Source organism: Pyxidicoccus sp. M6, assembly GCF_055568925.1.
This window is the reverse complement of sequence record NZ_CM145714.1, coordinates 920,097-946,006: the sequence shown is the minus strand read 5'-3', so window position 1 is coordinate 946,006 and position 25,910 is coordinate 920,097. Positions and strand designations below refer to the sequence as shown.

The 25,910-nt window shown below is 71.2% G+C and carries 25 protein-coding genes; 6 read left to right on the top strand and 19 right to left on the bottom strand.

Features of this window, described 5'->3' with window-relative positions; genetic code table 11:
* Positions 1–5 precede the first annotated feature (5 nt).
* The 6 genes from ACVTJA_RS04085 to gloA all read left to right on the top strand — a co-directional run bounded on the left by ACVTJA_RS04085 (position 6) and on the right by gloA (position 8,115).
* The gene (locus ACVTJA_RS04085) at positions 6–449 is read left to right on the top strand and encodes a GNAT family N-acetyltransferase (protein WP_465833939.1); all 444 of its coding nucleotides are present in this window, start codon (positions 6–8) and stop codon (positions 447–449) included.
* A 118-nt stretch (positions 450–567) separates the two neighbouring features.
* A complete protein-coding gene (locus tag ACVTJA_RS04080; protein WP_465833937.1) occupies positions 568–1,740 on the top strand; it encodes an NAD(P)H-dependent flavin oxidoreductase in 1,173 nt (390 codons plus the stop codon).
* Between the two features lie 20 nt (positions 1,741–1,760).
* Complete coding sequence (locus ACVTJA_RS04075; protein WP_465833935.1) at positions 1,761–2,153, top strand: hypothetical protein; 393 nt, start codon at positions 1,761–1,763, stop codon at positions 2,151–2,153.
* A 20-nt stretch (positions 2,154–2,173) separates the two neighbouring features.
* Positions 2,174–4,486 (top strand): hypothetical protein, encoded by a 2,313-nt coding sequence (locus ACVTJA_RS04070; protein WP_465833933.1) that lies wholly within the window; start codon positions 2,174–2,176, stop codon positions 4,484–4,486.
* 186 nt (positions 4,487–4,672) lie between these two features.
* The gene (locus tag ACVTJA_RS04065) at positions 4,673–7,654 is read left to right on the top strand and encodes a protein kinase domain-containing protein (protein ID WP_465833931.1); all 2,982 of its coding nucleotides are present in this window, start codon (positions 4,673–4,675) and stop codon (positions 7,652–7,654) included.
* A gap of 74 nt (positions 7,655–7,728) precedes the next feature.
* A complete protein-coding gene (gene gloA, locus ACVTJA_RS04060) occupies positions 7,729–8,115 on the top strand; it encodes a lactoylglutathione lyase (protein ID WP_465833929.1) in 387 nt (128 codons plus the stop codon).
* Positions 8,116–8,118: 3 nt separating this feature from the next.
* Here the strand turns inward: gloA and cobT are convergent, their stop codons facing one another.
* From cobT to ACVTJA_RS03965, 19 genes are read right to left on the bottom strand one after another with little or no spacing between them, the layout of a single operon-like run.
* Positions 8,119–9,933: a nicotinate-nucleotide--dimethylbenzimidazole phosphoribosyltransferase gene (cobT, locus tag ACVTJA_RS04055; RefSeq protein WP_465833927.1), complete on the bottom strand. Its 1,815-nt coding sequence runs from the start codon at positions 9,931–9,933 to the stop codon at positions 8,119–8,121.
* Positions 9,934–9,938: 5 nt separating this feature from the next.
* Positions 9,939–11,417, bottom strand: a complete 1,479-nt coding sequence (locus tag ACVTJA_RS04050; RefSeq protein WP_465833926.1) for a cobyric acid synthase — start codon at positions 11,415–11,417, stop codon at positions 9,939–9,941.
* Positions 11,414–12,466, bottom strand: coding sequence for a pyridoxal phosphate-dependent aminotransferase (locus ACVTJA_RS04045; protein WP_465833924.1), 1,053 nt, complete (start codon positions 12,464–12,466; stop codon positions 11,414–11,416). The genes ACVTJA_RS04050 and ACVTJA_RS04045 overlap by 4 nt, the downstream gene beginning before the upstream one ends.
* Before the next feature lie 6 nt (positions 12,467–12,472).
* A complete protein-coding gene (cbiB, locus tag ACVTJA_RS04040; RefSeq protein ID WP_465833922.1) occupies positions 12,473–13,408 on the bottom strand; it encodes an adenosylcobinamide-phosphate synthase CbiB in 936 nt (311 codons plus the stop codon).
* On the bottom strand, positions 13,405–13,950 hold the full coding sequence (gene cobU, locus ACVTJA_RS04035) for a bifunctional adenosylcobinamide kinase/adenosylcobinamide-phosphate guanylyltransferase (RefSeq protein WP_465833920.1): 546 nt from the start codon (positions 13,948–13,950) through the stop codon (positions 13,405–13,407). The genes cbiB and cobU overlap by 4 nt, the downstream gene beginning before the upstream one ends.
* The gene (locus ACVTJA_RS04030) at positions 13,947–14,642 is read right to left on the bottom strand and encodes an adenosylcobinamide amidohydrolase (RefSeq protein WP_465833918.1); all 696 of its coding nucleotides are present in this window, start codon (positions 14,640–14,642) and stop codon (positions 13,947–13,949) included. The genes cobU and ACVTJA_RS04030 overlap by 4 nt, the downstream gene beginning before the upstream one ends.
* Complete coding sequence (locus ACVTJA_RS04025; protein WP_465833916.1) at positions 14,639–16,033, bottom strand: cobyrinate a,c-diamide synthase; 1,395 nt, start codon at positions 16,031–16,033, stop codon at positions 14,639–14,641. The genes ACVTJA_RS04030 and ACVTJA_RS04025 overlap by 4 nt, the downstream gene beginning before the upstream one ends.
* Positions 16,034–16,036: 3 nt before the next feature.
* Positions 16,037–16,567 (bottom strand): cob(I)yrinic acid a,c-diamide adenosyltransferase, encoded by a 531-nt coding sequence (cobO, locus tag ACVTJA_RS04020; RefSeq protein WP_465833915.1) that lies wholly within the window; start codon positions 16,565–16,567, stop codon positions 16,037–16,039.
* Positions 16,564–17,904 carry a uroporphyrinogen-III C-methyltransferase gene (gene cobA / locus ACVTJA_RS04015; RefSeq protein WP_465833914.1) on the bottom strand — a complete coding sequence of 447 codons (1,341 nt, stop codon included), beginning with the start codon at positions 17,902–17,904 and terminating at the stop codon, positions 16,564–16,566. Before cobA ends, cobO begins: the two co-directional genes overlap by 4 nt.
* Positions 17,894–18,661 (bottom strand): precorrin-4 C(11)-methyltransferase, encoded by a 768-nt coding sequence (cobM, locus tag ACVTJA_RS04010; protein WP_465833912.1) that lies wholly within the window; start codon positions 18,659–18,661, stop codon positions 17,894–17,896. Before cobM ends, cobA begins: the two co-directional genes overlap by 11 nt.
* 16 nt (positions 18,662–18,677) lie before the next feature.
* Positions 18,678–19,073 (bottom strand): precorrin-3B C(17)-methyltransferase, encoded by a 396-nt coding sequence (locus tag ACVTJA_RS04005; protein ID WP_465833911.1) that lies wholly within the window; start codon positions 19,071–19,073, stop codon positions 18,678–18,680.
* A gap of 2 nt (positions 19,074–19,075) precedes the next feature.
* Complete coding sequence (gene cobJ / locus ACVTJA_RS04000) at positions 19,076–19,897, bottom strand: precorrin-3B C(17)-methyltransferase (protein ID WP_465833909.1); 822 nt, start codon at positions 19,895–19,897, stop codon at positions 19,076–19,078.
* On the bottom strand, positions 19,890–21,020 hold the full coding sequence (locus ACVTJA_RS03995) for a cobalt-precorrin 5A hydrolase (RefSeq protein ID WP_465833907.1): 1,131 nt from the start codon (positions 21,018–21,020) through the stop codon (positions 19,890–19,892). Before ACVTJA_RS03995 ends, cobJ begins: the two co-directional genes overlap by 8 nt.
* A complete protein-coding gene (cobI, locus tag ACVTJA_RS03990; protein WP_465833905.1) occupies positions 21,017–21,784 on the bottom strand; it encodes a precorrin-2 C(20)-methyltransferase in 768 nt (255 codons plus the stop codon). The genes ACVTJA_RS03995 and cobI overlap by 4 nt, the downstream gene beginning before the upstream one ends.
* The gene (gene cbiE, locus ACVTJA_RS03985) at positions 21,781–23,040 is read right to left on the bottom strand and encodes a precorrin-6y C5,15-methyltransferase (decarboxylating) subunit CbiE (RefSeq protein WP_465833903.1); all 1,260 of its coding nucleotides are present in this window, start codon (positions 23,038–23,040) and stop codon (positions 21,781–21,783) included. The genes cobI and cbiE overlap by 4 nt, the downstream gene beginning before the upstream one ends.
* Positions 23,037–23,678: a precorrin-8X methylmutase gene (locus tag ACVTJA_RS03980; protein ID WP_465840303.1), complete on the bottom strand. Its 642-nt coding sequence runs from the start codon at positions 23,676–23,678 to the stop codon at positions 23,037–23,039. Before ACVTJA_RS03980 ends, cbiE begins: the two co-directional genes overlap by 4 nt.
* Positions 23,679–23,683: 5 nt before the next feature.
* Positions 23,684–24,811 carry a cobalt-precorrin-5B (C(1))-methyltransferase gene (locus ACVTJA_RS03975; protein WP_465833901.1) on the bottom strand — a complete coding sequence of 376 codons (1,128 nt, stop codon included), beginning with the start codon at positions 24,809–24,811 and terminating at the stop codon, positions 23,684–23,686.
* On the bottom strand, positions 24,808–25,524 hold the full coding sequence (locus ACVTJA_RS03970) for an FAD-dependent oxidoreductase (RefSeq protein WP_465833899.1): 717 nt from the start codon (positions 25,522–25,524) through the stop codon (positions 24,808–24,810). Before ACVTJA_RS03970 ends, ACVTJA_RS03975 begins: the two co-directional genes overlap by 4 nt.
* Positions 25,525–25,528: 4 nt before the next feature.
* Positions 25,529–25,903, bottom strand: a complete 375-nt coding sequence (locus ACVTJA_RS03965; RefSeq protein ID WP_465833897.1) for a DUF3209 family protein — start codon at positions 25,901–25,903, stop codon at positions 25,529–25,531.
* Between the last annotated feature and the right edge of the window lie 7 nt (positions 25,904–25,910).

Here is a 25,910-nt window from a genome sequence, read left to right as displayed (position 1 = left end):
CCGCCATGTCCGACGTCACGCTGTCCCTCATCCACCCCGGCCACCCCCTCTACGCGGGCGAGCTGGAATTGCGCTTCCACGTGCTGCGCGAGCCCCTGGGCTACACGCGCGCGCAGGTGGCCTTTCCGTTCGAGGCGGACAGCCTCCACCTCGTGGCGCACCAGGACGACACCGTGCTGGGATGTGTCCTCTTCAACCCCGAGGACGCGCACGGTGGCCGCCTCTTCCAGATGGCCGTGTCCCCCCACCTCCAAGGCCAGGGGCTGGGCGCCCGGCTGGTGCGCTCCCTGGAGGAGGAGCTTCGCCGCCGAGGCTTCACCCACGTCCACCTCCACGCGCGCGCGCCCGTCGTCCCCTTCTACGAGCGCCTCGGCTATGCCGTTTACGGAGAGCCTTTCACCGAGGTCGGAATTCCGCATCGGCACATGCGCAAGACGCTCGACACCTAGGGTGGGACAGCGTTCACCCGCCCACCGGATGGGGTGGCACGTTCCCCACCCATGAGCATGATCCACGAGGGTGCTGGTAACCTCTGTCATCCGATTCGCCGCCCCTCCAGGAGACACGATGAACGGCACGAACGATGGACGTTCCCCGGAAGACACCGCGTCCGAGGCAGACGACACCACCGACGGGCCCCGGCGGCCCATCGTTGTGCAGGAGGGCAACACGCTGCACACGCGGCTGACGCGTGAATTGGGCGTGCACTACCCGTTCGTCAGCGCGGGCATGGGCTTCGTCGCGCTGCCGCCGCTCGTCATCGCCGTGTCGGAGGCCGGAGGCATTGGCATGCTCGGCGCCGCGCCGGAGCCCGCGCCCTTCCTGCGCGCCCGCCTCCAGGCCGTGCAGGCAGGCACGAAGCGTCCGTACGGCGTCAACTTCATCGTCGCCACCGCCAATGGCCAGGACTTCACCACGCGCGAGCACATCGACACGTGCATCGCCGAGCGCGTGCCCGTCGTCTCCTTCCACTGGGACACGCCGCCCGCGGAGTGGGTGAAGGCGCTCAAGGCCGCGGGCACGCGCGTGTGGATGCAGGTGCCTTCCGTGGAGGCGGCACGCAAGGCGTTGGACTGGGGCGCGAACGGCCTCATCGCGCAGGGCCGGCAGGCCGGCGGCCACAACCGGAGCACCGTGCCCACGCTGAAGCTGGTGCGCGAAATCCGCGCCCTGGCCCGCGACGTGACGCTGCTGGCCGCCGGTGGCATCGCCGACGGCTTCAGCGCGGCGCGGGCCCTCCACCACGGCGCGGACGGCGTCTGGGTGGGCACTCGGCTGGTGGCCTCCGTGGAGGCGTACGCGCACCCCGGCTACAAGCAACGGCTGGTGGAGGGCGACGCGGGTGACTCGGACTTCACCACCCTCTTCGGCCCGGAGTGGCCGGGCGCGCGCATCCGCGTGCTGCGCAACCGCGTGGTGCGCGAGTGGGCCGGCCGCGAGGACCGCATCCCCACGCCGCCGCCTCCGCCGGAGCGCATCGGCACCACGAAGCTCTTCCCCGGCGTGCCGGGCGGTGACGCGCCCTATCCCATGCCCAAGTTCTGCGCCTTCATCCCCACGCCCGGCACCGAGGGGGATTTGGAGGAGATGTGCATGCCCGCCAGCGGCGCCAGCATGGCGCGCATCGAAGGCGTGCAGCCCGCCGGGCAAATCGTGGTGGAGATGATGGAGCGCGCGCACCGGGTGCTCTCCAATCCCCACGGCCTCGACAGCGACTCCGAGGAGGACGAGCGGGGCTGAGTTGGAGTAGGAGCGCCTCCATGAGTCCCCACTGGAGGCGCGTGTCGCTCGCGGGTTGGCTGGCCTTCGCGCTGTGCGGCGCGACGGCGGTGGTGCGTGCCGCCACCTCGCGTGTCCCTCCGCCCGAGCGGCGCCTGTCCCCGGCCGAGCGCGTCGAGGTGGGCCGCGCCGCCGCCGCCGAGGAGCCCGGCTGGAGGCAGCGCTCGCGCAACTCCTTCCCGGGAGACGCCTGGTCCCAGGACGACGACTTCGGCGCCTCCGAGCGGAGCTGGGCCATGGGCGAGGCGAGCCGGCGCGGCGTGCCGGTGTCGGACGTGTTCGACGCCATCGACGCGGAGCTGCACTCGGCCCCCGTCCAACCGCCGCGCAGGGCCACGGCCAGCCCGTGCAAGCCCCGGCCCTTCTACGACTGAAGCGCGCACACCGCACACCAATGACGCCTCCGTCCCGCCGGCTGCTCCGCGCCGCCCACCGACTCGCCACACTTCCCGGTCCGCGCCTCGCCCTCTTCGGCGTGCTGGCGCTCATCGCCTGCTGGCGTCCGCTGACGAAGGCCGGGGCGCTGAATGACTTCCGCGACTCGCACCTGCTGCACTCGTACGAGGACGCGGGCACGCGCACGCTGACGCGCTACGGACAGCTCCCGCTATGGAACCCGTGGTCCTGCGGAGGGCAGTACGCGCTGGGCAGCCCGCAAACGCGCGTGGCGTCTCCCACGCTGCTGGTGTCCGCGGCGCTGGGTGCCCGGCGCGCGGAGCCGGTGGTGCTGTGGGCCTTCCTCGTGCTCGGCATGGAGGGCTTCTTCCGCTACGCGCGGCGGCGCGCGGGCTCGACGCTGGGGGCCCTGGCCGCGGCGCCGCTGTTCGGCCTCACGGGCTTCACCGCGCTGTCGTGGGCCATCGGCTGGCTCAACTTCGCGGGCTTCCTGCTGCTGCCGTGGCTGCTGCTGGGCACGCAATGGGCCGCGCGGGGAAAGGTGTCCGGCGCCGTGCTGGTGGCGGGCGTCTTCGCCTTCCTGCTGGGTTTCGGCGGCACGTACCCGGTGCCGATGGGCGCGCTCTTCGTCGCGCTGGAGGCGGGGCGCACGCTGGTCGGCATGCGTGGCACCGCGCGGTGGCGCACGGCGCTGTGGGGCCTGGGGTCCACCGCCCTCTTCACGCTGGCCGCGTGCGCGTACCGGCTGTGGCCGCTGGTGGAGACGATGCGCTCCTCGCCGCGCGTCATGGCGGGCACTCCGGGGCATTCGATTCAGACGCTGAGCCGGATGATGCTGGAGCTGCCGGCGTCCTCGGGGCACAGCAACCCGGGCAACTTCTTCCTCGTGGCCGTGGCCCTCGCGCTCGTGCCCGTGGCCCTGGTGCTGTGCCGCCGCCGCGCGCCGTACCCGCTGGTGCTGGGGACGCTGTGCGTCTGGATGGCGGCGGGCTACTCGGCGAAGCCGTCGCTGTTCGCGGGGCTGCGGACGCTGCCCATCTACGGGACGTTCCGCTACCCGGAGCGCTTCCTCGTCCCGGCCGGGCTCTTCATCGCGGAGCTGGCCGCGATGGGAATCGCCGTGCTGCTGGTGCAGGCGCTGCGCGCGCGTTCGCCTCGGTGGAAGTGGGGCGCGGCGCTCGCGTGCGTGCTCGTGGTGGCGGGCTGGGGTGTGCAGGTCCACGCCTTCACCCGCCTCACCCGCTGGGCGCCCATGCTGGCCGAGCCTCCGCCCACGCCGCCCGAGGCGGAGCGGCCCTTCGCGCAGGCGCGCGGCAACCGCTGGTCGCAGGGGTACTTCCTGGCCCTCAACCGCGGCTCGATTGCATGCGGTGAAGCGTGGCCGGTGCCCATGTCCGACCGCCTCCGTGGCGACCTGCCGCAGGAGGAGTACCTGGAGGATGCGTCCTCCGGCACCGCGCGCCGCGTGGAGTGGACGCCCAACCGCGTGGAGGTGGACGTGGCGGCGAAGCAGCCCACGGTGCTGCTGGTGAACCAGAACTGGCACCCCGGCTGGAAGACGTCGGTGGGCGAGGTGGTGTCGCGGGACGGGCTGCTCGGCGTGCAGCTTCCACAAGGAGACCACCACGTGGTGCTGGCCTTCCTGCCGCGCTCGGGCATTGGAGGCGCGGTGGTGTCGGCGTTCGCCTGGTTGGGACTCGGCTTCGTGGCCTGGCGCTCGCGAGCACGCGGCAGCCGGCTCGGGCCCGAGGCGGTGATGGTGGCCTCCATGCCGCTGTTCGTCTGGGCAGCGCTGCTCACGGCGTGGCACGAGCCGGTGGCGCGCGCGGTGCCTCGCAACCCGGATGGCTCACCGATTCAGGTGGCAGCGCTGCCCGAGAATGCACGGCGCCTGGACGTGAGCTTCTCCGTGCCGGTGGAGCTGGTCGCGGCGGAGATACCTCCGGCACCGGATGCGGAGGGCCTCATCCGCCTCGTCCTCTACTGGCGGGTGACGGGACCGGTGCCGCGCTCGGCCGGAGTCTTCGTGCACCTGCCCGGACCCGAGGGCAGCAAGCGGAAGAACGCGGACCACGTGGTGCTGGGCGGCACCTTCTTCTTCCACGAGGCCCCGAGGAACACGCTCCTGCGCGACGCCTTCGCCGTGTCCACCAAGGACTGGGAGGCCGGCGAGTGGAAGGTCCTCGTCGGCCTGTGGCGCGCCAGCGGAGACGGCTCGCGAATCGATGCCCAGGGGCCGGACGGGAAGCCCCTCCACGAGTCCCGCGTGGAGGCCGGCACCTTCACCGTGCCGCCGAAGCCCACGCCCTGACCGGGGCGCCAAATCGTGGTGCGCGCTCCACTTGTATCCAGAATGCAACAGTGACCCTCGACGAAAAGGTTGGGTGTCGAACGCTGTCCCTCCCTTTCGCCGCCGCTCGGCTTCGAAAAGCTCTTTTCTGGCCTTTCCTCGCTCTCCGACATCGCTGCTCTCTCATCGCGGCTCCGGAGAAACACCGTGGGGACCTACCGGATAGTGAAGAAGCTGGCCGCGGGCGGCATGGCCGAGGTGTTCCTGGGAAAGGTGGTGGGCGCGGAGGGCTTCGAGAAGCCCGTGGCCGTCAAGCGCATCCTGCCCTCGTACGTGCAGGACGCCGACTTCGTGGAGTTGTTCCTGCGCGAGGCGAAGGTCTCCGTCGCGTTCCAGCACGGCAACGTCGTGCAGGTGCTGGACCTCGGCACGAGCGCCGGCCAGTACTACATGGTGATGGAGTTCGTGGACGGGGAGAACCTGCGCGCGCTCCTCAAGGCGGCCCGGCAACGGCAGCTCCCCATGGGCCTGCGCGAGGTGTGCTTCATCGCGCAGCAGGTGGCGGACGGGCTCGCCTACGCGCACGGCCGCACGGACCGGGCCGGCGCGCCGCTCAACATCATCCACCGCGACATCAATCCGTCCAACGTCATGGTCGCCAGCAATGGCGCCGTGAAGCTGGCGGACTTCGGCATCGCCAAGGTGGCCGGTGCGCCCCAGGAGACGCAGGCCGGCGTACTGAAGGGCAAAATCAACTATCTCGCCCCCGAGCTGGTCCAGGGCCGCGCCGTGGACCAGCGCAGCGACATCTTCCTGTTGGGGCTGCTGCTGTACGAGATGCTCGCGGGCCGCAAGCTCTTCGACGGCGCGTCCCCGCACGTCATCCACATGCTCGGCAGCTTCGACGAGCTCTCGCTGGAGCCGCTCCCCGGCGTGCCTCCGCCGCTGTGGACCATCCTGCTGCGCGCCCTCGCCGCGTCGCCCGCCTCGCGCTTCCAGACGGCGCGCGAGTTCTCCGAGTCCATGCAGAGCTTCCTCTTCGACCACCGCCTGCGCGTGGGCCCGGCGGACATCGCCGGCCTCTTCGGCCGCGCGTTCCCGGACCGTCGCTCGCCGCTGGCAGACCTGGACGGCGTGCCCGGTGAGGAAATCCGACTGGAGGGCGAGGAGCTTCCGCGCCTGCACGCCCCACCCTCGCGCGATGCACGGCGCGCGCCTCCGGGGCCTCCGCCCATGCTGCGTCCGGCGGGAAGCCCTCCCCCGTCCGGGGCTCCGACGGCCGTGGCGATGGCGCGTCCCGCCGTCAGCCCTCCGCCTCCGCCGCCCCTGGCGGTGGCGCCGCCACCTCGAAATCCCTCCCTGCCGCCTCCTCCTCCCGGGCAGCGGGCCCGCACGCGCCAGCAGCTCGGCGCCATCCTCGTGGCGCGCGGCATGGTGACACCCCAGACGCTGGAGGAGGCACTGGCGCTGCAGAAGCGGCGCGGCGGGAGGTTGGGACAGCTCCTCGTGGTGGAGCGGAAGCTGGACCCGGAGAACCTGGTGCGCGCCCTGTCCGAGCAGTCGGGGCTGCCCCACATCACCGACGAGAAGCTCCAGGCCGTGCCGGTGCCGGAGGAGCTGCTGAAGCAGGTTCCTCGAGAGCTGTGTGAGAAGCTGTGCGCCGTGCCGGTGGCCGTGCGGGGACGCGAGCTGTTCTGCGCCGTGCTGGACCCGCGCGACGTGGAGGTGACGGACGCGCTGAAGTTCTCCGCTCGCGCCGTGGCGGTGCAGGGGCTCTTCGCCAGCGAGCAGGCCATCCGCAAGGCCATCCGCCGCTTCTACCCGAGCTCGGAGCCGGAGACGGGTATCGACGTGGAAGCCACCGACGGCCGCGCGCGCATGCTCCAGTTCGTAGAGCAGTTCACCGGCCGCGCCGGGTTCGACGTGCGCGAGATTGCCGGAGCCGAGGAGTCCGAGCCGCGCACGCCCACGCCCGCCGAGCTCTCGAGCCGGCGCATCCACCAGAGCGACGCCCGCGCGCGCATGGTGCTGGTGGTGGCGGAGCCGTCGGAGCACCGTGAGGCCGCGGTGAAGCTGCTGCTGATGGAAGGGCTCGCCGCGGCGACGAGCCCCGCGGCCGAGGCGGAGCGGGCCCTGTCACTGGGCGGATACGATTTGGTGCTCGTGCTGGAGGACGCCGTGGAGGACGCGGCGGGCATGGCCCAACGGCTGCGCACCGCGCACCCGCGAGTGGAGGTGCGCTTGCTGCCCTCCTTCAGCGCGGCGCTGATGGGCGAAGGAGGCCCGCTCGCCCGGCTGGGCGCGCTGCAGACGCGGCTCTTGGACGGCGTGATTTCCATGCTGGGAGGCAGCGCGGTGCTGTCGCCCTTCGTCACGAAGCTGGCGCGGAGGATTGGGACGCGGCTGGGCGCGGGCAGCGTGGAGGAGACCCTCATCGGCACTGCGGCCTCGGCGCTGGCGCTGGCGGCGCGGCTGGAGGAGCCGGCTCGCTTCATCCTCCCCTCGCGTGCCCGGGCCCTGGCGCTCGTGGGCAGCGGCCTTCCGGAGGTGGTGGAGGTGCTCTCCGCCGTGCTGTCGGACGGCAGCGAGACGCCGGCCCCCGTCAACCGCGCGGCCGGCGCGCTGCTGTGCGCGGCGAGCTTCGTGTTCCAGGTGCAGAGCGCGCAGCCGGACCCGGTGGATGCGGCCCAGGCGCTCCAGACGCTGCGTCAGGACCCGCGACTGCCGCCCGCCGCGCTGGAGGCCCTCGCCTCCGAGCTGAATACGAACGCGGTGGGACAGAGCAAGGCGGCGCCCCGCGTGGTGGTGGGCGAGACGGACGCCGCCAACGCGATGACCTTGCAGATCCGCCTCATGGCGGAAGGGCTGGCCACCGTGCGAGCGCAGAGCCGGGCCGAGGTGGAGAAGGCGCTCGGCGCGGGAGCCCAGGCGGCCATCCTCGCGGACCCGCTCCCGGATGGCGACTTGCACGCCGTGCTCCAGGCGCTGCGGAAGAACGCGGCCACCGAGGACCTGCCGGTGTACCTCATCGTGGACAAGGAGGACCCGGCCATCGTCACCGCGGGCCTGGAGGCGGGCGCGGACGACGTGCTGGTGCGGCCGGCGAACGTGGAGGTGCTCATCGCGAAGCTGCGCCGGGCCATCCATCAGCGGCAGGCGGCTCGCCGCAACGTGCGGGCGGCGAACTGACGCGGCGTGCGGGACAACGAACAGCGACCCCGGAGTGCCGAGACGCGGCGCCCCCGAGACGTTATGAAGCGCGCATGCGAATCCTGCACACCATGCTGCGCGTTGGGAACCTGGAGAAGTCGCTCGACTTCTACACCCGGGTCATCGGGATGAAGCTGCTGCGCCGCCACGACTACCCGGATGGGAAGTTCACGCTGGCGTTCGTGGGCTTTGGTCCCGAGGACACGCACCCGGCGCTGGAGCTGACCTACAACTGGGGTGTCGAGAAGTACGAGCTGGGCACGGCGTACGGCCACGTGGCGCTGGGCGTGAATGACATCCACGCCACGTGCGACGCCATCCGCGAGGCCGGTGGCAAGGTGGTGCGCGAGCCGGGACCGATGAAGCACGGCACCACGGTGATTGCCTTCGTCGAGGACCCGGACGGCTACCGCGTGGAGCTGATTCAGCAGGGGACGTGAGCCCTACGCGGCATCGTCCCTGTCGGGGCGGAGCCGGTCGGTGATGCCGGCGGTGGCGAAGGTGGCCATGTTCGCCTCCGCCTCACACGCGGCGCGAAGGAGGGGCACGGCCAGCACGGCGCCCGTGCCCTCTCCAAGCCGGAGCCCGAGGTCGAACAAGGGCCTGGCATCGAGCGCGGCGAGCAGCGCCCGGTGCCCACGCTCGGCGGAGCAGTGAGAGAAGAGCAGGAAGGGGCGGACCGCCGGCTCCAGGCGCACCGCGACCAGCGCGGCGGCTGAAGCGATGAAGCCGTCCACCACCACCGGGCGACGCTCGCGAGCGGCCCCGAGCATCAACCCCGCCATCGCGGCGAGCTCCAGTCCGCCCACGGTAGCGAGCGCTTCGAGAGGAGTGCCCAGCCGGGACGCATGCAGGGTGAGCGCGTCGCGGACGACGTCGGCCTTGCGCCGCACGCCCGCTGCATCGAGCCCGGTGCCCGCGCCGACAGCGTCATCAGGAGAGAGTCCCGTGAGCGCGCACGTGAGCGCGGCGGCCACGGTGGTGTTGCCGATGCCCAGCTCACCGGCGACGAGGACATCCACGCCCTCGCGAGCGGCCTCTCGTGCGAGGCGCTCTCCGGTCGTGAGTGCCGCGCGAGCTTCGTCCACGGACATGGCCGGTTCGCGACGCAGATTGCCGGTACCGGCGCGCACGGGGGCGGAGATGAAGGGGACGACACGCTCGGAGGGCAGCGCGCTCAAGTCGCCCGCGACGCCCACGTCCACCACCGTGAGCTCCACGTTGCTCGCACGCGCGAGGGAGTTCGCCGCCGCACCACCTGCGAGCAGGTTTCCCACCATTGCCGCGGTGAGCGCGGAGGAGAAGGCACTCACGCCTTCCTGCACCACGCCATGGTCGGCGGCAAACAGGTAGAGACGCGCGCGGCGCGGAGGTGGCGCGGGGTGGCGACCGCGTACGCCCGCGTACCAACCCGCGAGCTCTTCGAGACGACCGAGGCTGCCCGCCGGCTTTGTCAGTCGTACCTGGCGAGCACGCGAGCGCGCCTCGGCCTCCGCATTGAACACAGGCGCCGCGTCGGTGCTCACGGTCTTGGCGTGGGTACTCCCAGCCAGCGGCACAACGTGTGACAACCTCGGGGCATCCGTCGGCACCGTGGTGGAATCGCCGCGATAACACTCGTCATGCACCGCACTGGAGAGAGGCCTGCGCGCGCGCCACCCGGTCTCCTCCAGCAGGGGCCTCTCGCCGAACACCACCGGATAACCCACGCACAGATACGCCACGGGCTCGATTCCCGGAGGCAATCCCAGCTCCGCGCGAAGCACACGTGGCTCGACGATGCTCACCCACCCCACGCCCACGCCCTCGGCGCGCGCGGCCAGCCACAGGTTCTGCACGGCGCAGCAGGCGCTCCATCGCAGGGCTTCTGGTTGAGCCGTGGTGCCCAACACCACCTCCTCTGCCGGGCGCAGGTCCACCGTCACGCAGATGTTGAGCGAAGACTCCTCGATGCCCTCCAGCCGATACGCGAGATACTTCTCACGCCGCTCGGGAGCAAAGCGCGCCGCCTCCGCCTCGCGACAGCGCAGGAAGTTCTCCCGGATGCGAGCCCGCCGCGCCGCATCGCGCACCACCACGAAGTCCCACGGCTGTGAGTACCCCACGCTCGGCGCCTGATGTGCCGCACCGAGGATGCGCTCCAACACGTCGTCCGGAAGCGGAATGCCGGGCCGGAAGTACCGCACGTCCCGCCGCTTCGAGATGGCGGCGTAGACGGCCTCGCGAGCCTCGGCACTGAAGTCCTGCGGAAGCACCATGGCGCTCACAGTCCCACCAGGCGGTCCAGATGTCTCATGTCGAGCGCCGCCTCGAAGTGGTCAGCGAGCCGTTCATATGGGTCCACCGCCGGTCCGTCCGAGACCTCCGCACCGAGCGTGCGCAGGAGCGCCCTGCGAACCCCATCGTTCTCGAACAGGCCATGCACCAGCGTCCCCGCCACGCTCCCCACCGTGCAGCCCTCGTCCGCGCGCATCGGCTCCGGCCCGCGACGCAGCAACGTCCCGAACGCGTGCGCCCCGGGAGCCACCGTCACCCGGCCACAGTGGATTTCATAACCGCGCGCCTCCTGCCCTCCCGCGGCTTCGAGCAACGGAAGCCCTTCCGCGAGCCGAATCACCACCGGAGCGGTGGCCTTCTCCCGCTCGAAGCGGGTGACGATGGGCAGCAGCCCCAGCCCCGGCACATCGGGCTCCTTCGACTCGACACCCAGCGGGTCGAGGACGCGCTCCCCGAGCATCTGGTAGCCGCCGCAGATGCCCAGCACCGCCCCGCCCGCGCGGGCCCGCCGCACCACCGCCGCCGCGAGCCCCGTCTTCCGCAACCACGCGAGGTCATGCGCGGTGCACTTCGTGCCCGGCAGCACCACGAGGTCCGCGCCCTCCAATTCCTCGGGCCGCTCGCACCAATGCACTTCGAGCCCCGCCTCGCGCGCGAGCGGCTCGAACTCATCGAAGTTGGACAGGCGCGGCAGCTTCACCAGCGCCACGCGCGCCGCACCCCTTCCCGTTCCCCGGGGCTTGAGGTCGAGCGAGTCCTCGCTCGCGATGCCCGTGTCCCCGAGGTGCGGCACCACGCCCGCCACGCGCACCCTGAGCCGCTCCTCCAGGAAGCGCACCCCGTCATCGAACAGGCGCGGGTCCCCTCGGAACTTGTTCACGACCATCGCCTGCACCCGCGCGCGTTCGTGTGGTTCCAGGAGCTCGAGCGTGCCCACCAGCGCGGCCATCGCTCCGCCGCGCTCGATGTCGGTGACGAGCACCACGGGCGCATCCGCCCGCTCGGCGACCCACATGTTCACCAGGTCCCTCGACTTGAGGTTCACCTCGGCGGGACTGCCCGCGCCCTCGATGAGGACCAGGTCGTTGTCGCGTCGCAGCGTGTCCAGCGCCTGTCCCACGACTTCGCGCAGCTCGGGCTTGCGCTGGTGGAAGTCCCGGAAGTGCATGCTGCCGAGCACCTTCCCCATCACCACCACCTGCGAGCCACTCGTCGTCTCGGGCTTGAGGAGGATGGGGTTCATCTCCGCGCGAGGGCTCGCGCGAGCCGCCTCGGCTTGCGCGTACTGCGCGCGGCCAATCTCCGCGCCGTCCGGACACACGGCCGAGTTGAGCGCCATGTTCTGGCTCTTGAAGGGCGCCACGCGGAGACCCCGGCGCGCGTAGATGCGGCACAGCGCGGTGGTGAGCAGGCTCTTGCCCACGCTGGAGGCAGTTCCTTGGACCATCAGGGTGCGAGCAGTCATGTCAGCTCCAGCGCGCGCACGAAGGCCGCGCGCAAGCGAGGGTGCTCGGACTCGGGGCGGACCCCGAGCCGGATGTGGTGCGGCAGTCCGAGGCTCGTCGCGTCGCGCACGCGCACTCCCGCGTCCGCCATCCGTCGGGTGAAGGCCGGAGCGTCGTCCACCCGCACGAGGAGGAACGTTCCCCCTTCCGCGTCCACCCGAGCCCCCACGGACCTGAGCAGATAGGACTGGAGGGTGCGCAGCCGGGTGACCTCCGCCTGAATCTGGGGCAGCACGGAGGGAAGCACCGCCAGCGCGGCCTGCCCCGCTGCGAGCGCGGGCGCGGACACATTCCACGGAGGGAGCGCGGAGCGGACGACACGGGCCACATCGGGAGAAGCCACGAGGTAACCGAGCCGCGCGCCCGGAATCGCAAGCACCTTGGTGAGCGAGCGCACCAGGACCACGTTGGGCCCGGGCGTGAGTCCCTCCGCGCCGGGGAAGAGCGGCAGGTACGCCTCGTCCACCGCGAAGAGCGTGCCGGGATGCGCTCGCGCGGCCTTCACGAGCGTTTCATACGGCAGCAACGAGAGGCACGGGTTGGACGGACGCCCCACGAAGACGAGCGAGGGATGGTGCACGTCGAGCGCGGCAATCACGCGTGCCAGTTCCCATCGGAAGGGAGGCCCCTCCGCCGTGAGCGTGGCGAGGCGCCCACCCGAGGCACGCACCGCCTGGGCGTACTCGCCAAACGCCGGAGTGAGCACGAGCGCCTTGCGCCCCACGCCCACGAAGGCGCGAGCCAGCGCCCACAGCAACTCCGCCGAGCCATTGCCAGCGACGATTTCATCCGCGGACACACCGTGCGCCCGGGCCGCGGCTTCGCACAGGGGGAGCGCGCTCGGATGCGGGTAGCGCGTGACATCCGCCGTGCGCAGGGCCGCGAGCACCGAGTCCGGAGGCGGCAACGGACACACGCCGGTGCTGAAGTCCAGGAGCCCCTGTGCCGCGTCACCGCCATGCGGCGCGGGAGGCAGGTCGAGCAGCTCGGGACGAGGCAATGGGCGCATGACGGTTCAGGCTCCCCACAGCAGGAAGGTGAGAAGGACCGAGGCCAGCGCGCCCATGAGGCTGGCGCCCACCATGAGGCGCACCGTGCGGGCGATGTCACCCATGCCCGGGAGCCGGCCCTCGGCGCCGAGCCGGTAGTGGCCCACCTTCTCCAGTTGCACGCCGAGCGCACCAGCCACGGCCGCCATGGGCCTGCCCGCGTTGGGGCTCTCGGTGCGCGCTCCGTCACGCCACCAGCAGCGCAGAGCCGCGACAGGGGAGGCGCGCCCCAGAGGAGCCGCCAGTACGAGGAACGCGGCGGTGAGCCGAGCGGGGACGAGGTTGAGGACATCGTCGAGCCGGGCCGCCGCCTTCCCCAGCCACTCGTACTCGCCCCGGTAGCCCACGAGGGCATCGAGCGTGTTGGCCGCGCGGTACACGAGCGCCGCGGGCACACCGCCCACCGCGAAGAACAGGAGCGGCGCGACGGCGGAGTCCGACGTGTTCTCCGCCACCGACTCCACCGCCGCCGCCGACAACAGCGTAGGCGTCAGCTCCGAGGTGTCCCGGGACACGAGGCTGCGCAGACCAAACCGCGCACCCGCGAGGTCACCCGCGCCGAGCGCACGCTCGACAGAGAGCCCCGCCTCCGCGAGGGCCCGCACCGCGAAGGCGCTCTTGAGCAGGTACACCTCGACGACGAACTGGAGCGCGGGCACCGGTGCGAGCGCACGCAGGAGCAGCCACGAGCCGCCACCGAAGACGAGCGGTCCCAGGAGGGCCATGAACGTCCCCCACAGAAACGCGGGCAATGGAGCACGAGGAGCCCGACGCCGCAGCGCGCGCTGCAAACGTCCCATCCACACCACCGGGTGCACCGGGACGGGTGGCTCGCCCAGGAGCGCATCCCACAGGAGGGCGAGCACGAGCACCGCGCCCGCATGCAGGGCCCCGCCCGTCATCGCGGCACCTCCACCATGAGGGGCGAAGGCTTGAGGCGCAGGAGGAGTCCCAGGGCGCCGAAGTACACCTCGTCCGCGCAGGCCGCGAGCCGCTGGTGCGCACCGCCCGAGATGTCTCGGAAAACGCGGCCGAGCGGAGTGTCCGGCACCACGCCCATGCCTACTTCATTGGTGACGAGCACTGTTGTGCCCGCACGTGCGCACAGCACCGAGGTGAGCCGTTCGACTTCGGCGAGGATGGCCTCCGCCGTGTCTCCGCGCAGCAGCAGGTTGGAGAGCCACAGCGTGACGCAATCCACCACGGCCACGTCGGACGTGTCAGCCGCGAGCCGTTCACAGAGCTCCCACGGTTCCTCCACCGTGGCGAAGCGACCTTCGCGCTCTGCTTGATGGTTCCGTGCCCGCTCGCGCATCTCGTCGTCGAAGGCCTGCGCCGTGGCGAAGTAGGTACGACGCGGGCCAAGTTGCTCCGCGAGCTGAAGTGCGAAGCGGCTCTTGCCCGAGCGCACGCCTCCGCCCACGAGGATGATGCGCGCACTCATCGCAGGCCCCGCTCGACCAGCCACGCGTGAGCGCCTCGGGCCACGGCCTCGTGCACTGCTGCACCAAGTGCCGCGCCGAGCGCCGTGTGCTTGCCCACCCAAGTCTCGGGTTCAGGGCCATCCTCCGGTGCCGCCACGACGATGCAGTCCGTACCGGTGCCCGTCGCCGCACGCAGAGAGCGACGTGAGGGGAACCGCGCCTCCAACATCGCCGCTGTACGGGCCTCGGAAGCAATTGACACGGCCTCGACGAGCGCGCCCTCTCCCACCGGATGGGACAGCACACACAACAGGTTGATGGTGCCCATGCTCCGGCGGAGCGGCCCGGGGGAATCCCCAACGGCGAGCGCATTGCCCAACCCCACCGTGGCCACGCACCGCGCCGAGTACTCACCGTGCACACGGGTGACGTCCTCGTAGCGCGACACATCGCGCGAGGTGAGGAGTCCCACCGCTCCGGACAGCTCCCGCGCTTCGAGGCTGCGTGAGAGGAGCAACGCCGGGTCCACGTCCGGGCCCAGCTCCGAGTCCGTCACCTGACGCCACGCGACCACGCTCGCGCGCGTGCGCCCTCCACGGTGTACGGCCCAGGAGAGGACGGCATGCGGCGCACCGAGCCGCACCACGAGCAGTCCATCTTCGAGGCGCGGCACCGACACGTCTTCCGGATGGAAGACCGCGAGCGCACTCATCGCGTTCCCTCACGGAACGCACGAGCACTCCGCACGAAGCCCTCCGCGGCGAGCGGATTGGAAGCCCAGTGTGCATGCACATAGGAGGCGAGCACGTTGTCCGGCCCATACCCCTCCTGATGTGTGGAGTCGCCGCGCCGCCTCCGTATCCGGAGCGCCCCTCCCTCCGAGGGAGCCCCCTCCAACGTGGAGTACCGGAACTGATGCCCACGGAAGCGAAGCCCCGCGCCACCGAGCACCGTCCGGCGCGCCGTCTCCACCTCCACATAGCCGAGCGCTTGGAGCTTGGGCGCCATCACAGCCACGCCAGGCACCAGCCCGACCATCTCGTGCCGCCGGCCGTCGAGCGTGCGCAGTGCCTCGGCGAGGTACATCATCCCGCCGCACTCCGCGTACACCGGGCCACCCGCCTGCGCGAAGGCATGCACTGCCTCACGCATCACCGCGTTGCCAGCCAGCGCCTCCGCATGCACCTCCGGATAACCACCGCCCAGGTAGAGGGCATGCACGTTCGGAGGAAGCGTCGCGTCCCGCACCGGACTGAAGGGCACGAGCTCGGCCCCCAGCGCCTCCAGCCGGCGCAGGTTGTCCTCGTAGTAGAAGTGGAACGCCTCGTCCTGAGCCACGGCGATGCGGCACACCGGCGCCTGTACTTCACGCCCTGTCGCCTCAGCCGCGGCCTCATCGAGCGGGCCCGCGCTCGCGGCGAGCCGGAGCACCGCGTCCAGGTCGCACCACTCGGGCGCGAGCGCCCCCCACCCTTCCATCCGTTCCGGAGGCAGGCCTCCCTGCTCCGCCGTGACGAGCCCCAGGTGTCGCTCGGGAAAGGCCAGCTCCGGCCGCTCTGGCAATCCGCCCATCACCGGCGTGCTCGTGCCGACACAGGCCCGCTGCAACAACTCCAGATGTCCCCGGCTGCCGACACGATTGGCCCACAGCCCGGCCACCCGCACCTCCGGATGGAACGTCGCGAGCCCATGACCGATGGCCGCGATGGTCCGCGCCATGCCGCTCGCATCCACGACGGCGAGCACGGGCGCCGCGAGCCATCGGGCCACCTGCGCGGCCGAGCCATCATCCGTGTCCGCCGAGGCCCCATCGAACAGCCCCATTACTCCCTCGATGAGCGCCACATCCGCCCCACGGCTCGCGCGGGTGAAGGTACCCACCACCGCGTCCCGCCCCATCATCCAGCCGTCGAGGTTGTGGCACGGCGCACCGCTGGCGCTCGCGTGGAACGTGGGGTCCAGGTAGTCCGGGCCGCACTTGAACGTGGCCACACGGAGGCCACGCGCCCGCAGTGCGCGAGTCAGTGCCACCACCGTGGTCGTCTTGCCCACGCCGCTGGACGTGCCGGCGACGACGAGCCGGGGAATGCCGGATCCGCTCATGACCTAGAAATCCAGTCCGGGCTGCGCGGGCAGGCCCTTCGTGAAGGGGTGGCGCACCGCGCGCATCTCGGTGACGAGGTCCGCGCGCTCCAGCAGCGGCTCGGGCGCGTTGCGTCCGGTGACGACGACGTGCACGTGCGAGGGGCGCTGCTCCAGCGTGGCCAGCACCGCGTCCACACCGAGCCATCCGTAGTTGAGGCAGTACGTCAGCTCATCGAGCACCACGAGCCCATGCTCTCCCGAGCCGATGAGCCGGGCCGCCTCCTCCCACGCCGCCTCGGCCGCGCGCTTGTCGCGGCTCAGGTCATCGCTCTCCCAGGTGAAGCCGCGCCCCATGGTGAGGAACACGAGCCCGGGAATCGTCTCCGCGTAGAGCCGCTCGCCCGTCTTCCATTTGCCCTTGATGAACTGCACCACGGCGGGCTTGAGGCCGCGCCCGAGCGCTCGGAATACCGCGCCCAGCGCCGCCGTCGTCTTGCCCTTCCCGTCGCCCGTGTAGACGACGAGCAGCCCTCGCGTCTTCGCGTCCGTCATGCCGCCACCTCCGCCACGAGCCCGCGAGCGCGAGCCTCGAACCACTGCAGCCGCTCGCGCAGCCGGACCACCTCGCCCACCACCACGAGCGCCGGAGGACCGAGGAGGTCTCGCGCTTCCACCTCCGCCGCGAGGTTCGCCAGCGTTCCCACCACCACCTCCTGTTCAGGCGTGGTGGCCGAAGCCACATAGGCCGCAGGAGTCTCCGCCGCCCGGCCGCACGCGACGAGCCGGGCGAGGTTCGCCGCCAGCTTCCGCGTCGCCATGTAGAGCACCAGCGTCCCCGCGGCCGCGCCGAGTCGCGCCCAGTCGGTGTGACTCGAAGGCCCGTCGATGTCGTGCCCCGTGACGAACGTCACGTCCGAGGCGTACTCACGATGCGTCAGCGGAATGCCCGAGTACGCAGCGGCCCCGAGCGCCGCGGAGACGCCCGGCACCACCTCGAAGGGGATGCCTGCCTCCAGCAGTTCCTCCGCCTCCTCGCCGCCCCGACCGAAGATGAACGGGTCACCCTGCTTGAGTCGCACCACATGCCGGCCCGCGCGCGCGTGCTCCAGCACCGCCGGATGGATGCGATAGCCCGCCTGCTTCGCGCCCTGATTGCGATGTCCCACCGAGACGCGCTCCACACCCGGTGGCAGCGACGCCAGCACGGCCGGCGCGACGAGCGCGTCGTACGCAATCACATCCGCCTGCGCGAGCACCTCCCGCGCGCGCAGGGTGAGCAGCCCCGGGTCACCGGGCCCGGCTCCCACCAGCGACACGAGCGGCCCCCGGGAACGCGGCAGGCGCGAGAGCGCGTCGATGCAGAAGGCCACCCTCGCCTCCACCGTGCGCAGCCGAGAGGGCACTTCGATGAGCCGAGCGGCGGGCACATGCCGCCGAAGCAGCGCCTCCAGCACGAGCTGATAGCGCAGCTCCTGCTCGGGGCTCGGGTTCCGCACCCCGTCCTGCTCGTACGGCAGCACGCCATGGGGCAGCAGGAAGACCGCGTCGTACGCGCCGCCGCGCTCGACAGCGGCGGTAACCACCCTGGATGCTTCAGCGGCACACCCGTGGTGCAGGGCATACGCCGCGAAGTCGAGCGCGCAGTTGTCCGCGACGAACCCCTCGGGATGCACCGCCTCCACCTTGAGGCGCTCGCGCCACAGGGCTTCGAGCGCCCGTCCCGCGACCTCGGGCGGCTGTTGCTCCAACCGCACGCCCGCGCGCAGCAGATACGGGCGCATCTCCTCGGGAACGAGCGGCAGCGCGAGCGCCTCGGAAAGCGCTCGGGCCAGCGCCGTCTTCCCCGTGGACGCGGAGCCCGTCACCGCGAGCCGCAAGTCACGACGCACGGTCGGTCCCCTTGCGGAAGCGGTGGGTGAAGCTCGCGTCGTACAGGCGCGAGTTGGCGAAGTCCTTCGCCTCAAGCACCTCGCCCACCAGAATCATCGCGGTGGCGGTGATGCGCGCCTCGCGCACCTTGTCTCCGATGTCCGCGAGCGTGCCGCGCACCACGCGCTGGTCCGGCCACGTGGCCCGCTGAACCACGGCCACGGGGCACTCCGCTCCGTACGCGGGCGTGAGCTGTGCCACCACGTCGCGGATGAGATTCACCGAGAGGAACAGGCACATCGTCGCGCGGTGGCGTGCCAGGTCGTCCAGCTTCTCCAGCGGAGGCATCGGCGTGCGCCCCTCGGCGCGCGTGAGGATGACCGTCTGGGACAGCTCCGGCAGCGTGAGCTCCCTGCCCAGCGCCGCTGCCGCCGCCGTGAAGCTGGAGACTCCGGGCACGATTTCGTACTCGATGCCCAGGGCTTCCAGCTGCCGCATCTGTTCCGCGGTGGAGCCGAAGATGCTCGGGTCTCCGGTGTGCACGCGGGCCACGTCCTCGTCGCGCGCGTGCGCTTCCTTGAAGACGTCGACAATCTGCTCCAGCGTCATCCCCGATGAGTCGAGCACCTTCGCTCCGGGAGCAGCGCGAGCAATCACGGCCTCGGGCACGAGCGAGCCGGTGTAGAGGACGACGGGGCAGCGCTCGACGAGCCGCGCACCCTTCACGGTGATGAGGTCGGGGTCTCCGGGCCCCGCGCCGATGATGTAGACCTTCATGCTGGAGCCTTTCGCTTCAGGAGCACTTGAGGACGCCGTCACGCACCACGTTCCACACGGCGCCAGGCATCTGTCCGAGCCACCGCGCGTCGGTACGCGGCTCCGCCTCGCCCTGGGTGACGAGCCGCCACAGCCGCTCGGACACGCTCGCGTTGCGGTGGATGACGAGCCGCTCGTAGAGCAGCGCGGCCAGTGCCTCGCCCTCCACCTCCAGCACGAGCAGCGGCGGGGCCACCTCCACGGCGCGCACCGGCTGGAGACGGACGAAGTGCACGTCCACGCCGGGTGTCCGCACCGGAGGCTCGAAGCCCGCTGCGGCCCAGTCACACGGTTCCTTGAGGTCTCCCACGAGGAAGAACTCGCCCTGCGTCTCGGCCAGGAGCGCCCCGGCCAGCCGTCCCACGCGCGCCATGTTCAGCCTTCCTCCGCCACGACGAGGGAGCGGCCCGGACGCTGGCCCGGCAGCACGTCACCGTCGAAGGTGTACTTCCGCGTGTAGCCACGCGGCGTCACCATGTAGCCCTCGAACATGAAGGTCTGGCTCGAGCCCACGATGACCGTGGTGAGCATTCCAATCTCGTAGTCGAGCAGGTGGTCCAGGTCGGTGAGCACCACCTTCTCGCCCTCGCGGTAGGCGCCCTTCACCAGCGCCACCGGCGTGGTGCCCTCGCGGTAGCGGCGGATGATGGACTGCGCCTCGACAATCTGCCGGGTGCGTCGGCCGCTCGCCGGGTTGTAGAGCGAGATGACGAAGTCCGCGGCCGCCGCGGCCTCGATGCGCTTCGCAATCGTGGCCCAGGGCGTGAGCAGGTCGGACAGCGAAATCGTGCACGAGTCGTGGACCAGCGGCGCGCCCACGCGAGAGGCGCAGCTCGACGCGGCGGTGATGCCTGGAATGAGCCGCAGCTCGGGCGAGTCCCCGCGCTTCCAGCCGATGTCGCGCAGCACCTCGAACACGAGGCCCGCCATGCCGTACACGCCCGCGTCTCCCGAGGAGACGAGCACCACGCGAGCACCACCGCGAGCACGCTCCACGGCGGAGCGGGCCCGGCCAATCTCCTCGGTCATCCCGGTCTGCACCACCTCCTTGCCTTCGAGCAGGTGGCGCACGAGCTGGATGTACGTGCGGTAGCCCACCACCACCTCCGCCTCACGGATGGCGGCGAGCGCGGCGGGCGTGGCATGCGCGCCATCCCCCGGGCCGATGCCCACGACGGACAGGACACCCTCAGACACGGGCGGACTCCTTGCGAGAGGCGAAGGGAATGCGCGCGGCGGCGAACGTCATCGACCGGCCGGCGCCTTCCTCCGTGTAGACCTGCTTGCGGACCAACAACTCAGCCGCGCCCGAGGCGAGCAGTGCCGCGGGCTCGCTGACTCCGCGCGTGCCCACGTGCCGCTTCACCGTGTCCGAAGGCGTGGGCACCTCCACCGCGTCGAGCTGCGCCGCCGGGTACGTGACGAGCTCCCAGCCCCGCGCCGCGCACAACTCCAGCAGGGCCGGCTCGTCCGCCTTCACGTCGATGGTGGCCACCGCCTTGACGGACAGTGGAGACAGCAGGCTCCGAGCGAGCAGCGTGTCCACACCGCGCGAGACGAGCGCGGGAGGCGTGTTGCGGTCGCACCCCAGGCCGAGCACGAGCGAGCGCGGCCGGTACACCACCGCATTCTCCCAGTGCGCGCGGTGCGTCTCCTTCAGGTCGCGGTCGCTCGCCACGAGGAGGACCTCCCATGCGGAGGGGTCCACGCCCTCCAGCGACGTGACGTACTCGACGCCCGGAGGCAGCGCCTTGTCGAGCGGCCAGAAATCCGGCTCACCTGTCTCCTGCACGAAGAGGACGCGCGTCTCGTTGACGACGGCGGCGCAGCCTCGCGTCACGTTGCGGTCCGGGTCATCGAGCCGCCAGCCCTTCTCGCGCCCGAGGATGTCCACGGTGAGGGTGCCGCGCACGTCGGACGCCGTCGTCACCACGGACGTGGCCCCGAGCGCCTCGGCCACGCGGTCCGTGAAGGCATTGCCGCGCCCCACGTGGCCGGAGAGCACGCAGATGCTGAAGCGGGCCGCGTCGTCGACGCAGACCACCGCCGGGTCCACCTTCTTGTCCTCGAGGAGCGGAGCCACCATGCGCACCACCGCGCCCACGGAGATGATGAAGACGTGGCAGTCATACGCGGTGAAGGTCCGCCGCAGCGTGGGCCCCATCGGCAGGCCGAGCGGCAACGCGCCGGGAGCCGCCTTCGCGAGCAACTTCTCCGACACGTACACGTCCGCGCCGGGCAGCGCCTCGGAGAGCCTGCGCGCGATGTCCAGCCCGTGCAGGGTGATGGCGTAGATGGCGAAGGGCTTTCGCGGCGTCACGAGGTGGCCTCCGCGAGCGCGGCCACCGCGCGGCCGGCGAGCACGCCGCTGCGCTCCTTCTTCGCCACCATCACCATGGAGAAGTAGTCGCACTTGTCGTTGCGGATGCTGCGCAGGTCGCGCACCACTCGTTCCGCGCCCGCGCTGGCTCGCGACACGTACACGGCGCGGTCCAGCAGGCCCTCCTGCTCCAGCGCGGCCACCACCTGCGGCATCACGCTGCTGACCTTCATGAGGAGCACGGTGTCGAAGTCGCGCAGCACGCGCGAGAGGTCCTCCACTCCGTACGTCGCGGGGAGCACGGCGATGCGCTCCTGACCATCGGCGATGGGCTGCACCACGGCGGCCGGAACTGCCGTGATGGAGGACACCCCGGGGACTACTTCGATGCGGGCGCCAGGGAAGTGCTCGGGCGCGGCTTCGAGGAGGTAGATGAAGGTGCTGTAGACGAGCGGGTCTCCCTCGGAGATGAAAGCCACGCGCTTGCCCGCGGCGAGCCGGGGCGCGATTTCAGCGAAGGCCTTGGCCCAGGCGGGCTTGAGGCGCTCGGGGTCCTTGGTCATCGGGAAGGTGAGGAACAGGCGCTCCTGACCTGGCACCTCGCCCACATTCCCCTTGGCGATGCGCCACGCGAGCGACTCGTCGAACTCCGAGCGGCGCGGAATGGCGATGCAGTCCGCCTCGCGCAGCACGCGCACTGCTCGCAACGTCATCAGGTCCGGGGCTCCGGGACCAACGCCCACGCCCACCAGTACGCCACTCATCGGGATGCCTCCTGAACCTGTGCCTGCTCCGGCTTCGTCGCGGAGAAGAGGTGGATGGGGTTGTGCGCGTCGTAGCGCTGGTAGCGAGCGAGGGGCTCTCCCCGGGCCACGTTGACCAGCAGCACCTCCGGCTCCACGCCAAGTGCCCGGAGCCCCGCGTAGGCCTCGGCCACGTTCTCCAGGGTGACGGCGTTGGCCACCAACCGCCCGCCCGGCTTCAAGCGCGCGAAGGCCACGTCGAGGATGTCGCGCATGCTGCCCTTCGAGCCGCCCACGAAGACGGCATCCGGCGCTGGCAATTCAGCAAGCGCCTCGGGAGCGCGGCCCTCGATGACGGTGAAGTTGTCGGCGCCATGGGCCAGCGCATTCTCCCGGCACAGCGCCACGCCCTCCGGGTCCACCTCCACGCCGTACACATGGCCTGTCGGTGCGAGCAGTGCCGCCTCGATTCCCACGGAGCCACTGCCCGCCCCGACGTCCCACACCACGCTGTCCTCGCGCAGCCCGAGCAGCCCGAGCGAGAGCAGCCGCACCTCACGCTTGGTGATGAGCCCCCGCTTGGGCACGCGCTTCGCGTACGCATCTTCGAGGAGGAAGGGCACGCGAGGAGGAGGCCGCCACGCCGGGTCCGTGCGCAGGAGGACGAGGACGTTGAGCGGGTCCACATCGTCACACGCGGCGAGCGCTTCCAGCGTGAAGGGCCGCACCCGCTCGCCCGGGTTGCCCAGCCGCTCGCAGACCCACGCGGTGAGCCCCGTCTGCCCGTGCGCGACGAGGTGCCGGGCAATCACAGGAGGCGTGTTGACGCCATCGGTGAGGAGCGCGGCCTTGGCCAGGCCGCGCAGTCGCGCACACAGGCCGGTGAGCGGCCGGCCGTGGAAGGACAGCACCTGCGCGTCCTCCCACGCCACGCCGATGCGAGCGAAGGCGAGCTGCACACTGGACGGATGGGGCACGAACTCCACAGCGTCCGCGCCGACCTTGCGAGCAACGAGCCCGCCGATGCCGAAGAAGAGCGGATCGCCCGAGGCGAGCACGCAGACCTGGTTCTCCTGCGCCAGCTCCGCCACCCGCTCCAGCGCGGCACCGAGGCCACCCTTGAGCACGATGCGCTCCCCGGTGAACTGCGGGAAGAACGCGAGGTGCCGCTCACCGCCCACGAGCACCTGGGCCTGCGCCACCGCGTTTGCCGCACGCGCGGACAGGCCCGCGCACCCGTCGTCCCCGACTCCGACGACGGTGACGGCGCGCCTCATGACATTCCCTCCCGCGTCAGCAGGAGCAGCGCGTGGACGATGGCCACCGCGATGGTACTGCCGCCCTTGCGCCCGCGCGTCACGATGTGCGGCACCGGCAGCCCGAGCAGCACCTCCTTGGACTCGGCCGCGGACACGAAGCCCACCGGCACTCCCACGACGAGGCCTGGCTTCAGCCCCTCCTCGCGCACCAGCCTCGCGACCTCCAGCAGCGCCGTCGGCGCGTTGCCCACCAGGATGACTGCCCCCTCCAGCAGTCCCAGCCGGTGCGCCTTGCGCATGCTCTCGATGGCGCGAGTGCTGTTGTTCGCCTTCGCGTCCGCGATGACATCCTCGTCGGAGATGAAGCAGTGCGTGCGGCAGCCATGCGCCGCGAGCCGTTCCTCCGCGAGCCCCGCGAGAATCATCTTCACGTCCGCCACCACGGGCGCACCACGCTTCAGCGCCGCCACACCCGAGGCGATGGCATCCGGCGAGTAGCGCACGAGCTGGGCGAACTCGAAGTCCGCGGTGGCGTGGATGACGCGGCGGACCACCTGCCACTCGGCGGGCGCGTGGCCGTGGGCTCCCGCCTCCTGGTCGATGATGGAGAAGCTCTCGTCCTCGATGCGACGGCCCAGGGCCGTCAACTGGCGCATGTCGCTCACGCTGCCTCCTCCTGCCGCGGCGGCGCCGGGTGCTGCCCCAGCAACGTGCCGTTGAAGTCCACGAGATACGCGCGCACCTCGGGGCCGGGCCCCGCGTGCCGCGAGAGGTGCTCCACCACGCGCCGACACACGCGGGTGGTGATGTCGGTGAAGCCCTGCGCAGCGCACAGCTCCAGCACGTGGCGCGCGGTGTTCGCTCCCTCGACCTCGCGCACCAGCGTCTCCGGCGCGCCCGACTCACGGGCCAACTGCGCCAGCAGCTCCATGTTCACGTCGGAACCGGCCGCATGCGTCTGCGTCTTGCCGTCGGCCATCTTCGACAACTTCCCCATCATCCCCACCACGTGGATGCGCTCGGCCTTCACGCGCGCCGAGTGCTTCACGCCCACTCCGATGAAGTCGCCCACCTGGATGAAGGCCTCCTCGGGAAGGTGCGGCAGGAGCGCCATCCCGTACTTCTCGCTCTTGCCGCCGGTGGTCAGGACCAGGTCCACGCTGCCCCGGTGCCGGGCCACGTCGATGGCCTGCACCACGCTCGCCTTGTAGGCAGCGGTTGAATACGGCCGGACGATGCCCGTCGTCCCCAGGATGGAGATGCCACCGAGGATGCCCAGGCGCGCGTTGAGCGTCTCCTTCGCCATCTCCTCGCCGCGCGGCACGTGGATGGTGACCAGGGCCCCCGCGCCGTCGGGAAGCTCCTCGCGCACCATGTCGATGATGTTGCGCCGGGGCACCGGGTTGATGGCCGGGCCGCCCACCTCCAGGCCCAGGCCTTCCTTCGTCACCACGCCCACGCCCTGCCCTCCCGCGAGCGTCACCTGACCGTCGCGCGTGAGGCGCACCTCGGCGACCAGCTCTGCGCCGTGGGTGCAGTCCGGGTCGTCGCCCGCGTCCTTGATGACGCTGCACACCGCGCGCTCTCCGTCCGTCTCGCACCGGTGCAGCGCGAAGGTGACGCGGTCCCGATTGGGCAGCATCGTCTCCACCTCGGTGAGCGCGCCCCCTCGCACCAGCACACGCACCGCGGCCTTGGCGGCGGCCGCCGCGCATGCGCCGGTGGTGAAGCCGGTCCGCGTGCCACGCTTGTCGCGCGGCGGGACGAGGGGAGCGGCGCTCTGGCTCATGCCGCCGCCTTGCGCACGGGTGGATTGAAGAACGCCTCCAGTCGCACCGCGCCCTCCGGTACCCCGAGCGCGTAGAGCTCCGTGCGCAGGGGCGCGAGCACCGCGCCGTCTCCGGACAGGTACACGCTCTGGGGAGGATGCGAGGCGAAGAAGGGAAGCACCTCGGCGCGCAGCGCCTCCAGCCGGTCCGGATGATTCACCGGGGGCAGCGTCCCCAGCTCGGGCGCGAAGCCCGCCAGTTTCTCGACGGCACTGGCGGAGAAGAAGCCGAAGCCCTCCGGGCGCAGCCACAGCAGCCGAGTCATCGAATGGTGCGGCACGAAGGTACGTGCACGCAGCAGTCCCAGCGCCGCGGTGATGCCCGTGTCGGTGGCGACGAGCAGCGTGCGGCGCGGCAGCGAGTCCTCGGGGAGGAAGCTGCCCCACGGTCCGCTGAAGGAGAACGTGGCCCCTGGCTCGGCCGCATGCAGCACGGCGGAGCCAGGGCCGTGTTGGTACACCGCGAGCTGGAAGCGCCGCTGCTCGGAGTCGGCGCTCACCAGCGAGTAGGCGCGCTTGTGCCGCCGGCCATCCTCACGCTCGATGCCGGTGTCGACGATGATGTACTGACCGCCCACGAAGCCCAGGGGCTCCGGCGTCTCGAAAGTGAGCAGTCTCCCTCGCGAGTCCACGGGCTCGCTGGCGAGCAGGCGTGCGGTGCGTGCGGTAGCCATGACGCTAGTCGCGCGGGTACAGCTCGTGGGTGAAGTCGTGCAGCTCCTCGAGCCCGCGCCACAGCGACGTGAGAGAGTCCACGTGGCGCTGCAGCTCCAGCTCCACGCCCCGGGTGAGGACCAGCAGCGTGCGCAGGTAGGGCAGCTTCGGGTCGTCCGCGCGTGTCCCCGCCACCTTCTCCTGCAGGTCCGAGAGCGCGGACTCGAAGAAGCGCTGCATCTCGGCGAGGTCCCTCGACTGGGCGAGCGAGCGCAGCACCCCCGGGGTCTCCGCCGCGGCGCCCAACTCGGCGAGCTCGTGTTGCTTCTCGGCCGCATCTTCGATGCCGAGCACGTTCATCAGGGAAAGCCGCAGCGCGGCCAGTTCGTGGCAAGCCATGTTCGCT